This window comes from Nonomuraea sp. IBHARD001, from assembly GCF_056106265.1.
In genome coordinates this window covers 1,926,863-1,940,251 of record NZ_JBWBBW010000002.1, presented here as the reverse complement: position 1 = coordinate 1,940,251, position 13,389 = coordinate 1,926,863, and the positions used below count along the sequence as shown (strand labels likewise).

11 protein-coding genes are annotated in these 13,389 nt (G+C 73.1%); 8 read left to right on the top strand and 3 right to left on the bottom strand.

Annotated elements, in window-relative coordinates; all coding sequences use genetic code 11:
* Nucleotides 1–122: 122 nt before the first annotated feature.
* A complete protein-coding gene (locus ACTWNK_RS11100; protein WP_474303804.1) occupies nt 123–752 on the top strand; it encodes a VC0807 family protein in 630 nt (209 codons plus the stop codon).
* Here the strand turns inward: ACTWNK_RS11100 and ACTWNK_RS11095 are convergent.
* Nucleotides 660–1,688 (bottom strand): hypothetical protein, encoded by a 1,029-nt coding sequence (locus ACTWNK_RS11095; protein ID WP_474303803.1) that lies wholly within the window; start codon nt 1,686–1,688, stop codon nt 660–662. The genes ACTWNK_RS11100 and ACTWNK_RS11095 overlap by 93 nt on opposite strands.
* 80 nt (nt 1,689–1,768) lie before the next feature.
* Complete coding sequence (locus tag ACTWNK_RS11090) at nt 1,769–2,881, bottom strand: sensor histidine kinase (RefSeq protein ID WP_474303802.1); 1,113 nt, start codon at nt 2,879–2,881, stop codon at nt 1,769–1,771.
* Nucleotides 2,882–3,191: 310 nt separating this feature from the next.
* Between ACTWNK_RS11090 and ACTWNK_RS11085 the strand changes: the two genes are divergently transcribed.
* The 7 genes from ACTWNK_RS11085 to ACTWNK_RS11055 all read left to right on the top strand — a co-directional run bounded on the left by ACTWNK_RS11085 (nt 3,192) and on the right by ACTWNK_RS11055 (nt 12,098).
* A complete protein-coding gene (locus ACTWNK_RS11085; protein WP_474303801.1) occupies nt 3,192–3,824 on the top strand; it encodes a DedA family protein in 633 nt (210 codons plus the stop codon).
* Between the two features lie 86 nt (nt 3,825–3,910).
* Nucleotides 3,911–4,720 carry a DMT family transporter gene (locus ACTWNK_RS11080; protein WP_474303800.1) on the top strand — a complete coding sequence of 270 codons (810 nt, stop codon included), beginning with the start codon at nt 3,911–3,913 and terminating at the stop codon, nt 4,718–4,720.
* Nucleotides 4,721–4,760: 40 nt separating this feature from the next.
* Nucleotides 4,761–5,963, top strand: coding sequence for a glycosyltransferase (locus ACTWNK_RS11075; protein WP_474310892.1), 1,203 nt, complete (start codon nt 4,761–4,763; stop codon nt 5,961–5,963).
* Nucleotides 5,960–6,646: a DUF998 domain-containing protein gene (locus tag ACTWNK_RS11070; protein WP_474303799.1), complete on the top strand. Its 687-nt coding sequence runs from the start codon at nt 5,960–5,962 to the stop codon at nt 6,644–6,646. The genes ACTWNK_RS11075 and ACTWNK_RS11070 overlap by 4 nt, the downstream gene beginning before the upstream one ends.
* A 43-nt stretch (nt 6,647–6,689) precedes the next feature.
* Nucleotides 6,690–7,388 (top strand): ArsR/SmtB family transcription factor, encoded by a 699-nt coding sequence (locus tag ACTWNK_RS11065; RefSeq protein ID WP_474303798.1) that lies wholly within the window; start codon nt 6,690–6,692, stop codon nt 7,386–7,388.
* Nucleotides 7,389–7,442: 54 nt separating this feature from the next.
* Nucleotides 7,443–10,502 (top strand): AfsR/SARP family transcriptional regulator, encoded by a 3,060-nt coding sequence (locus ACTWNK_RS11060; RefSeq protein WP_474303797.1) that lies wholly within the window; start codon nt 7,443–7,445, stop codon nt 10,500–10,502.
* Nucleotides 10,503–10,571: 69 nt separating this feature from the next.
* Nucleotides 10,572–12,098: an MFS transporter gene (locus tag ACTWNK_RS11055; protein WP_474303796.1), complete on the top strand. Its 1,527-nt coding sequence runs from the start codon at nt 10,572–10,574 to the stop codon at nt 12,096–12,098.
* Here the strand turns inward: ACTWNK_RS11055 and ACTWNK_RS11050 are convergent.
* A complete protein-coding gene (locus tag ACTWNK_RS11050; protein ID WP_474303795.1) occupies nt 12,079–13,305 on the bottom strand; it encodes an MFS transporter in 1,227 nt (408 codons plus the stop codon). The genes ACTWNK_RS11055 and ACTWNK_RS11050 overlap by 20 nt on opposite strands.
* Nucleotides 13,306–13,389: the final 84 nt, after the last annotated feature.

Genomic DNA, 13,389 nt, shown 5'->3' with positions numbered 1-13,389 from the left:
GGCGACCGTCGGGTACCGTAAGCCACCGGTGGGCGTCCCCTTGCGCATCGGGTATCTCCCGGTGCGACTACGCCCGACCTGTTCGGGTAGTCGCCATCCGTCGGCCTTCCTACGGAGCAGCCTTGAACCATCCCCCGGTCACCCTCCCGCGCCTCACGACGCTGGTGAAGCAGGCCACCCCGCGCCTGCTCGAGGCGGTGGTCGCCCCGCTGGCCGTCTTCTACGCGACCTTCACCCTGCTCGGCGTCACCGGCGCGACGATCGCGACGACCGCCTGGGTGTACGGCGGGCTGCTGCTGCGGCTGATCCGCAGGACCAAGGTCCCGGCCACGATGATGCTGGCCGCGCTCGCCATCACGATCAGGACCGTGGTCACGCTGGTGACGGGCAACGACGAGTACTTCTTCATCCAGCCCGAACTCGGCACGATCTGCCTGGCCGCCGTCTTCCTCGCGTCGGTCAGGCTGCGCAGGCCGATGGTGGAGAAGCTCACGCTCGACTACATCCACCTGCCGCAGGCCGTGCTCAAGCACGAGCGGGTGCGCAGGTTCTTCGCCCGGATCACCCTGCTGTGGGCGTTCGTCCTGCTGACCAACTCGGCGATGAGCATCTGGCTGGTGCTGCACGAGACGATCACCGCCTATCTCGTCATCCGCACCTCAGCGGTGGCCCTGGTGAGCGGGCTCGCGATCGCCTTCTCGATCTTCGCCTTCAAGCGCGTCCTGCGCCGCCTGCACGTCTCGACCGCCTGAGGCGACCCGTTCGACCAGGCCGACCGCGCCTCCCAGGCCGATCGCGAACCCGGTCAGCATGACGAACAGCGTCACCAGGTCCATGGCCGTCGTGTCGGCCGCCGGGTCACCTGCCACGGGGGCCTGCAGCAGCCTGACCACCATCAGGTAGAGGCCGGAGCCGAACATGTTGCCCGAGGCGATCCACGCGGCGCACAGCGGGACCTTCAGCCCCGTGTCCGGCCTGCCCCTGACGACGACCAGCAGACCGAGCCCCGCCACCAGGACGAACAGGCCCTGCACGACCCCCTGAGGGTTGGCGCCGACCTCGGCCGCCTCGGCGGAGAGCGCGACGTCGCCGCCGAGGCCCCAGTAGACCTGCGCCAGCCCGAGCGGCACGCAGCAGACCAGCGCGCCCCAGGCGATCGCCACCTGCAGCCCCCACGTCGCCGTCGGCCCCGCGTCCCCCGTACGCCCGGCGAACAGCACCGGCCAGCGGTCACGCGCGTACAGGGCGAAGGCGGCGCTCAGGCCGACGCCCTGGCCGATGAACCCGCCGTAGACCGTCATGTACACCCACGGCGCGATCGGCCCTCCGGTGTCGAACACCCCGATACCGCCGATCGCCACCGCGACGGGCACCGCGGCCACGATCATCGACAGCAGGCCGGTGCCCACCCAGATCGGCAGCAGCACCAGCCAGGCGGGCAGCCGCATCCCCCACCGCGTGGTGAAGGCCAGCGCCAGGACCAACGCGACGACGTCCAGCCCCAGCGTCAGGGTGTTCATCGCCACCATGACCGGCGAGTCGAGCAGCCCGGGATCGGACACCCCGACCGGGCGGCCGCTCAGCCACAACGCCTTGATCGTGAGGTACGGCACGGCCGCCGCCATGGCGACCACCGCCGCCGCCACCCTGCCCCTGCCCGCTCTGCCCGCTCTGTGCACTGTGCTCATGGTCCGAGCCTGCCCGCGACCGGGCGCACGGCCCTCCCGCCGTACGGGGATCCCGCTCCCCCGCGCGGGGGAGGTCCGGCTCAGGGCAGGGTCACCAGCAGTTCGTAGCCGCCCTCCCGCGTCGCGCCCGCGCTCAGCGTGCCTCCCGCCAGCCGTACCCGTTCGCGCAGGCCGCTGAGGCCGAGCCCGCCGGACGCGGCGGCGGGGCGTCCGGTGGCGGGGCCGTTGACGACGGAGATGGCGCCGGCGCTGGTGCGGACGGCGACGGCGGCGCCTGGCGCGTGCTTGGCGGCGTTGGTCAGGCCTTCCTGGACCACGCGGTGCGCCATCTCGGGCACCAGGTCGTCCTCGTGCCGCAGGGTGACCGTCATGCCGGAGGCGTTCGCCCGTTCGACCAGCGCGGCGACGCTCTCGTCCGCCGGGACGAGCGGGGCCTGCTCGACGTCGTCGCGCAGCAGGCCGATGATCTGCCGCAGCCGCTCGGACGCCTCCCCCACGGCCTCCCTGAGCCCGCCGACCGCCTCCGCATGGGCGGGCGCCAGGCCGGGCGACACCTCAAGGCCCGCCGCGCGCACCGCGATCAGCGCCAGGTCGTGCCCGAGCAGGTCGTGCATGTCGTGTGCGATCCTGGCCCGCTCCCTGAGTCTGGCCTGCGCCTGCAGCGAGCGGTCGGTCCCGGCCCGCTGAAGCGCCTGCCGCCGCCGGAGCGCCCCGGCGCCGAAGGGCAGCACGTAGACGGCCAGCACACCCGACCCCATCATGATCCACGGCGCCAGGCCGGGCCCCGAGGCCCACACCACGCCGATCCCGACCGCCACCACGACGCCGAGCACCACGAGCGCGGGCCCGAGCCGTTCGACCATACGGCCCGAGCGGTAGGCGTAGAGCACGACGCCCACCACCAGCACGCTGACCGGGACCACCTTCACCCCGTGCAGCTGCTCGGGCCAGACCAGGTCGAGCGTGGCCACGCTGTCGGTGAAGTCCCAGGGACCGAACGGCAGCAGGGCGAGCACGGCCAGGAGCGGCCTGCTCCTGCCCACCCACACCGCGAGGGCCAGCAACGCGACCCTGCCGCCGGTCTCCAGGGCGAAGGCGCCGGGCCGCGCGAAGGGATCGGGCCCGGCGGCGGCGGCCAGGATCGAAAGGACGGCCCACACGATCAGGTCCGTCAGGCGCTCGCGATGTCTCACGCCCTCGAAACTAGCGCCGCCCCCGGCCCGCCGACGCTGCCGTAAGCAAGGCCGGACCCCTGACGAAAGTCAGGGATCAGCCAGGGGTATGACCCCGGCCCCTGACGAAAGTCGGGGGTGGGTCGAGGCGATCGTCCAATGTGAGAGGCCGTGCGGCCCTCCTACGGTCGAGGAAGTACGGCCCTGAGGCCTCTCAGGGGCGGGCACGTGCTCGACCGGGGCAATACCCGATGGGCAGGGCGAGCGCTCGCCGAGAGGCTACGTGTGGGGCTCGACACCCGTCGCCGAAACCTCCTGGAAGTGCGTTCCCATGACCCAAGCCATTCTGGATCAGCTGCACCACGTGATGTCCTCGCCGTGGGTGTATCTCGCGATCTTCGCCCTCGCCATGCTCGACGGCTTCTTTCCCGTCGTTCCGGCGGAGACCTCGGTGATCACCGCAGGTGTGTTCGCCGCGAGCGGCAGTCCGAACCTGGCGCTCATCATCCTGGTCGCCGCACTCGGCGCCTTCGCCGGGGACCACATCTCCTACGGCCTGGGCTACAAGTCGGGCGGGCGGCTGCGCAAGAAGAAGGCGCTGCTCTGGGCCGAGAAGGCGCTGGCCGAACGCGGCGGCCTGGTCCTGGTCGTGGCCCGGTACATCCCGGGCGGCCGTACCGCCACCACGCTGACCATGGGGGCGGTGCGCTATCCGTTGCGCTCGTTCGCCTTCTTCGACGCCATCGCCGCCTCCTCGTGGGCGGTCTACTCGGCCCTGATCGGCTTCTTCGGTGGCATGGCCTTCGAGAACGACCCGATCAAGGGCCTGCTGCTCGGCCTGGGCATCGCCCTGACGATCACCGCGATCACCGAGGTGGTGCGGATCGTCCGCAAGCGCCGTTCGCGTTCACAGGGATCGCACAGAGAACTCGTCGGGGCGTCGCAGACCGGCTCGCAAGACTGAGCGTCGATTGGCGTTCGGCCCGGCTTCATCCCTGACGCCGGTTTCGGACACCTCCGCATGGCTTCATCCCATTGAGAGGAGAGCAGATGACTGCGCTGGCTGCGGCGGTGGCCCTGATCGGCTCGCTGTTCTTCGCGCTCGGCGCCGCACTGCAGCAGCACGAGGCGTCGGGTCAGACCAAGCCCCGCCTGCTGACCCTGCTCAGGCGCCCGCGCTGGCTGCTCGGCGGCCTGTCCATCACCGGCGGAGGCGTCCTGCACATCTACGCCCTGAGCATCGGGCCGCTCACCGTGGTCCAGCCGATGGGCGTGGCCAGCCTGCTGTTCGCCCTGCCGATCGCCGCCGCCCTGCACGGCCGCCGCCCGGCCAGGAGGGAGCTGATCGCCGCCGCGACCGTCGCGGCCGGGCTCATCGGGCTCGTCTGGTTCGTACCCGAACACGCGGGGCCGACCACGCTCACACCGAGCGGCGTGCTCACCCTGATCGCCGTGTCGGCGGTGGCCGCGGTGCTGCTGTGGGCGGGCTCGAAGGTCGCCCAGGCGGCCGGGCGCGCCGCCCTGCTGGCCACGGGGGCGGGCGTGCTCTACGGCGCCACCGCCACGCTGATGCGGGTGCTGGCCGACGGCGAGTGGAGCTGGGGGCTGCTGCTGGCCATCCCGGTGCCCGCGCTGGTCGCCCTGGCCCTGCTGCAGCGGGCCTACGCGGCGGGTCACTTCGGGGTCTCCTTCGCCTCCCTGCAGATCGCCGACCCGCTCACCGCCGTCGCCTTCGGCGCCATCCTCCTCGGCGAGCCGCTGCCTTCGGGCATCGCTCCCCTCGCCGCCGCCGCGCTGGCCGCCGCCGGAACCGTCGCACTCGCCCGAACCAGTCCGATGCAGCACACCCCCACGTCCTGACCTTCACATCCCCCCGCCTGAGTTGGAGAACGCCATGGCCATGCCCATGCCACTGAGCGCACTGCCCGCACTGGAAACGGTGGCCGAACGCCCGCGCCGTGTCCTCATCGCCACCGACACCTACCCGCCCGACGTCAACGGGGCCGCCTACTTCACCCATCGCCTGGCCACCGGCCTGGCCGAGCGGGGCAACGAGGTGCACGTGGTCTGCGCGTCGGAGCAGGGCCCGGCCAGGGCCGACGTGCTGGACGGCGTGATCGTGCACCGGCTGCGCTCGGCCAGGCTGCTCGTGCACCCCACGATGCGGGTGAGCGTGCCGACCAGGCTGGACAGGTTGCTGGCCGCCGTCAGGCCCGACGTCGTGCACACCCAGGGGCACTTCGTGGTCGGCAGGGCCGCCATCTCGGCCGCCCGCAGGAACGGCGTGCCGGTGGTGGCGACCAACCACTTCATGCCCGACAACCTCTTCCAGTTCGCGCACATCCCCGACCGGCTGCGCGAGCAGGCGGGCCGGCTGGCCTGGCGCGACTTCAGCCGCGTCTTCTCCAAGGCCGACCACATCACCACGCCGACGGCCATCGCCGCCGGGCTGCTGGGCGACATGGGCTTCACCCGTGACGTCGAGCCGGTCTCGTGCGGCATCGACCTGAGCAGGTTCCACCCGCACAGCGAGCCCAAGGTGTGGGCCAGACGGCGTTTCGGCCTTCCGGACGCGCCGACCGTGCTGTTCGTCGGCAGGCTGGACGAGGAGAAGCGCATCGACGAGCTGGTCAAGGCGCTGCCGTACGTGCTCAACGACACCGAGGCGCAGGTCGCGCTGGTGGGGCAGGGCAACCAGCGCGCGATCCTGGAGCGGCTGGCCCAGCGCATCGGGGTCGGCGAGCGGGTGCACTTCCTCGGCTTCGTGCCGGACGAGGCCATGCCGCAGGCGTTCGCCGCCGCCGACGTGTTCGCCATGCCGGGCGTCGCCGAACTGCAGAGCATCGCCACGCTCGAGGCCATGGCCAGCGGGCTGCCGATCGTGGCGGCCAACGCGATGGCGCTGCCGCACCTGGTGGCCGACAACGGCTTCCTGTTCGAGCCCGGCGACGTGATCGGCCTGGCCAAGCGGCTGACCGCGCTGCTCACGGTCGACGACCTGCGCGCCGACATGGGCAGGGCCAGCCGTGAGCTCGCCCTCACCCACGACCACCAGGCGTCGCTCGCCCGCTTCGAGGAGATCTACTCCGAGGTGACCGCATGACCGCCTCCCCGCCCGCGTATCCCGGCTGGGCGCTGGCCGCGCTCACCCTGCCGGTGACCGCGCTCGGCGTGCTGGCCTACGCCCAGCTGACGCTGGCGCCGCAGCCGCTGGTCAGCGACTACGCGCTGGTCGCCGACGGTCTGCTGCCCGTCGTGCTGGGCACGCTGGCGTTCGCGGCGGGCTGCCTGGCCCTGGCCTACGGCCTGGCGATCCACCAGCCGACGCGGGGGGCGGCGGCCAGGGTGCTGCTGATCGCCGCGGCCGGTGGGCTGATGCTGACCGCGATCTTCCCGACCGACGGCAGCGCCGCGCTGTCCACGATGGAGGGCGAGATCCACCGCTGGGCCGCCGCCGTCGTCTTCACCACCCTGCCCGTGGCCGCGTGGTCGCTGGCCAGGGGGCGTCACACGCGTCCGCGCTGGCACCTGGTCCGCTCGCTCGGTGTGACGTCCGCGGCCGTGCTGGCCGCCTATCTGCTCGCGCACCCGGCCTCGCCGACCAGTGCGCTGATCAACGGCGAGGCGTACTACGGGCTGCTGGAGCGGGTGCTGCTGGCCGCCGAGATCGCGCTGGTCGTGGCCGTCGCCAACGCCACCCGGGTGGAGTCGCTGCTCACCGCGCCCGCCGCCGCCTCCGCCCCGGTGCCCGGCACCTCGGCCGCCCGGCTCGACACCGCCGCCTGACTCTTCGGCGCGTGCCGAACCGTGCTCGCCGTACCGTGGGGGTATGTCCGCTTCTCAGCTCGCCTCTCTGGCCGCACTGCTCGCCGACCCGACGCGGGCCACGTTCTGCCTGGCGCTGCTCGACGGGCGGGCCTGGACGTCGGGTGAGCTGGCCAAGGCGGCGAGCGTGGCGCCCTCGACGGCGAGCGAGCACATCAGCCGTCTGGTGCAGGGCGGCCTGCTCACCGAGGAACGCCAGGGCAGGCACCGCTACGTCCGCATCGCCGACACCGCGACCGCCCAGCTCATCGAGGACCTCGCGGGCCACAGGCCACCCGGCCTCACGCTGCCGAAGACGCTGCGATCGGCCACCGCGAGCACCGCGATGGCCAGGGCGCGCACCTGCTACGACCACCTGGCGGGCAGGCTCGGCGTCATGGTCACCGACGCCCTGCTCGCCCGCGACCTGATCCAGCTCGACACCGGCTTCGCCGTCACCGCCGAAGGCATGCGCTGGTACGGCGGGCTCGGCATCGACCTGGCGGCCAGGCGCTCACGGGCACGGCCGATGGCCAGGCCCTGCCTCGACTGGACCGAACGCCGCCCGCACCTGGCGGGCACGGCCGGAGCCGCCCTGTGCTCGCACGCCCTCGACCAGGGCTGGGTACGCCGCGTCGGCGGCCAGCGCGCCCTGCGGGTGACCGAGACGGGACTGACCCGCCTGCGCGATCTGCTCGGCCTCGACCCCGAGCCGCTGCGCTGACATACGCCGGGCGGTGATTCCCACCGCGCAAGGGGAAAGCGCGATAATCGAGACATGCGGTTCGATGTGCTCGGCTCCACGCGGATACACCCTGACGCGGGCGGGCCGACCGGGATCGGCGGCCCGAGGGTGCGTACCCTGCTGGCGCTGCTGCTCCTCGACGCAGGCCGCATCGTCTCGCACGAACGCCTCGTCGACGGCCTGTACGGCCACACGCCGCCCGAAGGCACGGCCAACGCGCTGCAGTCGCAGGTCTCGCGGCTGCGCCGGACGCTCGGCCGCAACGAGCTGGTGGAGTTCCACCCGGCCGGGTACCTTCTGGCCGTCGAGCCGGGCGACGTCGACGCGCACCGCTTCACCCGGCTGGCCGCCGAAGGCGCCCGAGCGCTGGACGAGGGCGAGCCCGCGCTGGCCGCACGGGTGCTGCGCGAGGCGCTCGCCCTGTGGCGCGGCCCGGCGCTCGCCGACGTGCCCGCGCTCGCCGCGCATGCCGCCCGGCTGGAGGAGCAGCGGCTCAACGCCACCGAGGACCGGATCCAGGCCGACCTCGACCTGCTCGAAGCCGCCGCACCCGCCCCCTCCCCGGCCGCGCTCGTCACCGAGCTGAGGGCGCTGACCGAGACGCATCCCCTGCGCGAACGGCCGAGGGCCCAGCTCATGCGGGCGCTGCGGGCCGACGGGCGTCAGGCCGAGGCGCTGGCCGTCTACGAGCAGAGCCGGGTCATGCTGGACGAGGAGCTCGGCGTCACGCCGGGTCCCGAGCTGGTCGCCGCCCAGTTGGCCGTGCTGCGCGGCGAGGAGCACGAGCGGCGTCCGCGCGAGTCCAGGCGGCTCGGGCTGCGCGCCCAGCTGACCAGCTTCGTCGGACGCGCCGCCGATCTCGGCAGGGTGGGCGAGCTGCTGACGCACTCACGCCTGGTCACCCTGGTGGGGCCGGGCGGCGCGGGCAAGACGAGGCTGGCCGTCGAGGCGGCGCACCGCGCGGCGGGCGACGTGTGTTTCGTCGAGCTGGCCCAGATCGGCGAGCCGGACGAGCTGGGCCAGGCCGTGCTCGACGCGCTCGGCGTGCGCCACAGCGCGCTGTTCCAGCCTCCGGCGGGCGGCGTCAGGCTCGCCGATCCCACCACGCGGCTGGTCGGGGCGCTGGCGGAGGAGAGGCTGCTGCTCGTGCTGGACAACTGCGAGCACCTGGTCGCCGAGGCCGCCGAGCTGACCGACCTGGTCCTGGCCTCGTGCCCGCACGTGCGCGTGCTCTGCACCAGCCGCGAGGCGCTCGGCATCACCGGTGAGAGCATCGTGCCCGTCGCCCCGCTGCCGGTGCCGAGGCCGGGCACGCCGCTGGCCGAGGCGATGGAGGGCGCCGCCGTCAGGCTGTTCGCCGACCGGGCCGCCGCCGTGCTGCCCGGCTTCACCGTCGACGCCGCCAACCTCGACGACGTCCTGCACGTCTGCCGTGCGCTCGACGGCCTGCCGCTGGCCATCGAGCTGGCGGCGGCCAGGCTGCGCTCGCTGCCGCTCGCCGAGGTCGCGGCCAGGCTCGACGACAGGTTCAAACTGCTGGCCCGCGGCAGCCGCACCGCGTTGCCCAGGCACCAGACGTTGCGCGCGGTCGTGGCGTGGAGCTGGGACCTGCTCGACCCGGCCGAACAGCGGCTGGCCAGGCGGCTGACGGTGTTCGTCGGCGGGGTGACGCTGGACGCGGCCGAGGCGGTGTGCCCGGACGAGGGGCTCGGCGGAGGCGACGTCGTCGAGGTGCTGACCTCGCTGGCCGACAAGTCGCTCATCACGCAGGTCGACGGCCGCTACCGCATGATGGAGACGGTCAGGGCGTACTGCACCGAACGCCTGGCCGAGGCGGGCGAGGTGGAGCGGCTCAGACTGGCGCACGCCCTGTACTACGAGGCGCTGGCCACCGAGGCCGACCCCCATCTGCGCGCGGCCTCCCAGCTGCACTGGATGAGCCGCCTCGACCAGGAGCGCGACGACCTGCACGCGGCGCTGCGCTGGTCGCTGGACAGCGGTGACATCAGGCGGGCGCTGCGCATGGTGGGACGGCTGGCCTGCTACTGGTGGCTGCGCGGGCGCCGGGTCGAGAGCTCCAGCATCGCCGCCGACCTGCTGGCCCAGCTCGGCCGGGAGCTGCCCGAGCACGACCTGCTCGACGAGTACGCGATGTGTGTGCTGCTGGCCAGTTCGGGCGGCGCCGAGTCGGCCGAGCTCTCGGCCCGGCTGGAGGCGCTCAAGCCGATGCTGCCGCAGTCGGGCAGGCCGTACCGGCTGGCGTTCCTCAACATGATGTGGCCGATGTTCACCGGGCCGCCGGAGGACGCCGAGCCGCTGCTGGCCCTGCTCGACCTCTATCGGGGCGCGGTCGATCCGTGGACCCAGGCGCTGTCGTTCGGCGGCATCGGGTTCGTGCGCTCCGACCAGGGCAGGTTCGAGGAGGCGGCCCAGTGCTTCCGCGACGGCCTGGAGAGCTTCAAGACGCTCGGCGAGCGCTGGGGGGCGACGATCATGCTCTCCGGCCTGGCCGACGTGTCCTACATGCAGGGCGACCACGCCACGACGCTCACCTTCATCGACGAGGCGCTGGTGCTCGCGCACGAGCTCGAATCGGCCGACGACCTGCTCGACCTGCGCTGCCGCCGGGCCGACGCGCTCGTCGGGCTCGGGGAGCTGGCCCGTGCCGACGCCGAGTACGCCTCGGTGGCCGACCAGGCGAGGGCCCAGGTCTCGCCCGAGGTCGGCGCGCTGGCCTGGCTCGGCAGGGGCGAGGTGGCCAGGCTGACCGGCAGGCTGGAGCAGGCCCGCGAGCTGATGGAGCGGGCCCTGGCCGCCTGCCCGACCGCCTGGTACAGCGCACGCGAGGCCAGGGTGCGCATCATGCTCGGGCTCGGCAGGCTGGCCATCGACGCCGACGATCCGGCGCAGGCGTGGGACTGGCAGTTCGGCGCGCTGTCCCAGGCGACCGACCGTCAGCCGGCCTCCCCGCTCTCGGCCCGGGCCATCGCCGGCCTGGCCGCCCTGGCCGACCGGCGCGGCGACCCCGGGCTCGCCGCCCGCCTGCGCGCCTGCACGCCCGCCGAGGCGCTTTCCATGCTCTCCGCCTGGTAGTGGCCCGGCCTGCGGCGCGGTCAGTGAGTGGTGCGCGGGCGGTCAGCGCGGGCGCGCACGATGGGCGGCATGACACCCACGACCACCAAGTGGGGCAGCCTGGCCATCGTCTGCCTCGCTCAGCTTCTGCTCTCCGTCGACCTGACGGTGCTGCATCTGGCCATCCCCAAACTGACCACCGAACTGTCCCCCAGCGCCGCCCAGATCCTCTGGATCGGCGACATGTACGGCTTCGCCCTCGCCGGGCTGCTCATCACGATGGGCAATGTCGGCGACCGCATCGGCCGTAAGAAGCTCCTGCTCATCGGCTCGGTGGCCTTCGGCCTGGCCTCGGTCGTCACCGCGTACGCCACCTCTGCCGAACTGCTCATCGCCTCCAGGGCGCTGCTCGGCGTCGCGGGCGCGACCATCATGCCCTCGACGTTGTCCATCGTGCGCAACGTCTTCACCGACCCGGCCGAGCGCACGACGGCCATCGGCATCTGGGGCGGCATGGGCGCCGCCGGGTTCGCACTCGGGCCGATCGTCGGCGGTGTGCTGCTCGACCACTTCTGGTGGGGTTCGGTCTTCCTGATCAATGTGCCGATCATGGTGGTGATCCTGGTGGCCGGGTTCATCGTGCTGCCGGAGTCGCGCAACCCGCATCCGGGCCGCATCGACGCGCCGAGTGTGCTGCTGTCGGTCGCGGGCATCGTGGCCTGCGTCTACGCGCTCAAGGCCGGGGTCATCGACGGCATGTCGGGCGAGGTCTGGGCCACGGCCGCCGGCGGCGTGGCGGCGCTCGTGCTGTTCGGCCTGCGGCAGACGCGGCTGGCCGAGCCGCTGATCGAGATGCGGCTGTTCCGCTACCGCGCGTTCTCGGGGGCGATCGCCGCGAATATGTTCGCGATCTTCGGGATGATCGCACTGAATCTGATCTTCGCGCAGTTCTTCCAGTTCGTCCTGGGCTGGTCGCCGCTGCAGGCGGGTCTGGCCTCCCTGCCCGGCGGGCTCGCGGGCGCGGTCGGCGGTGTGCTGGCCGGGCCGCTGCTGCACCGGATCGGGCGTAACCGGGTGGTGGCGCTCGGCCTGGCGCTGTCGGCCGTCTCGTTCGCCGTCTACAGCACGGCCGATGTCGACACGACGTTCTGGTCGCTGGTCGTGGGCATGGTCGTCGGCGGGATCGGGATCGGCTTCACCTTCGCCGTGACCAACGACACCATCATCGCCTCGGTGCCCAAGGAGCGGGCCGGGGCGGCGGCCGGCATCTCGGAGACGGCGTTCGAGCTCGGCGGCGCGCTGGGCATCGCGGTGCTCGGCAGCATCCTGAGCGGGGCCTACCGCGACAACCTGCGGCTGCCCGCCGATGTGCCCGCCGTGGCGTTGCCGTACGTGAGCGACAGTCTGGGCGGGGCGATCTCCGTGGCGGGCGCGTTGCCGCCGCAGATGGCGACCTCGGTGACCGACGCCGCGCGGCTGGCCTTCTCCGACGCGATGCAGGTGACGTCGCTGTTCACGACGGGGCTGCTGCTGGTGCTGGCGGCGGTGTCGTGGGTGACGCTGCGGGGTGTGCCGAAGGTGATCTCCGAGGACGCGCTCAGCGCCGCCCACTCGTGACGGGCGCGTCCACGTGCTCGCCGAGCCGCTCGGCCGGGCGAAGGCTGCGCCTCCTGAACGCCACCAGGAGCGCGGCCAGCCCGGTCGTCACCGGCGGCACCACGAAGGCGAGCGAGGGACCGAAGTGGTCGACGAGCTGCCCGGCCACGGCGGCGCCGGTCGCGATGCCGAGGCCGATGGCGCCGTTCAGCCAGGTGAAGGCCTCGGTCCTGACCTCGGCCGGGGTCAGCACGTCGATGACGGTGTATCCGGTGATCACCACGGGGGCGATCACCAGTCCGGCCAGCCCGGCGGCGCCGTACAGCAGGGGCAGGGAGCTCGCCGCCGTCAGCGCGCTGGTGGCGAGGGCGAGCAGGAGCAGGCCCGCGACCAGGCGCACGGGAGCGGGCACCCGCCAGCGAACCGCGCCGTACAGCAGCCCGCCGAGCACGCTCGCACCGGAGAACGTGGCGTAGACCGCCCCGGCGGCGGCGGGCTGGCCGAGCACGGTCGTGGTGGAGGTGATGCCGACCTGGAGGCTGCCGAAGACCGACCCCATCGCCAGGAAAGCGGCGGCCAGCAGGGCGACACCCCGCAGGCGCAGCACGCCGCCTCCCGCCCTGATCCGCACCGGCACCGGCTCCGGCGCCGAGGTCCTGACGAGGGCGAAGGCCACCGTGCCCACGACGATCAGCGTCAGCGCGCTCAGCAGCGCCACGACCGGGCTGAACCCCGTCGACAGCGCGACCAGCAGCACCGGCGCCATCGTGAACGTCAGCTCATCGGTGATCGACTCGACCGCGAACGCGGTGTTGAGCCGTCCCGACCCGCCGAGTGTGTTCGCCCATCGCGCCCTGACCATGGCCCCGACCTGCGGCACACTCGCCCCGGCCAGCGCGGCGGCGAGCACGAGGAAGGCGACGTGCGCGCCCGCCGAGGCCAGCCCCAGCAGGGCGCCCATGGCCACGGCATGCACCGCGACCTGCGGCAGCAGCACCCGGGCCTGGCCGTACCTGTCGGCCAGCCTGCCGGTCTGCGGCCCCGCGACGGCCTGCGCCAGCGCGGCGGCGGCCGCGGCGACTCCCGCGGCGCCGTAGGAGCCGGTCGACCACTGCACCAGCAGCAGCACGCCGAGCTGCATCATCGCATAGGGCAGGCGGGCCACCAGCGCGGGCAGCAGGAAGCGCCAGGCGCCGGGCGTGGCGAGCACGGCGAGATAGGACTGCACGAAGTCTCCGGCCAGGTCATGACGGAGAGCCCGGGAGGCGCACCGTCGTGGTGGGCTTCGACCGGGGTGATACCGACAAGCGGC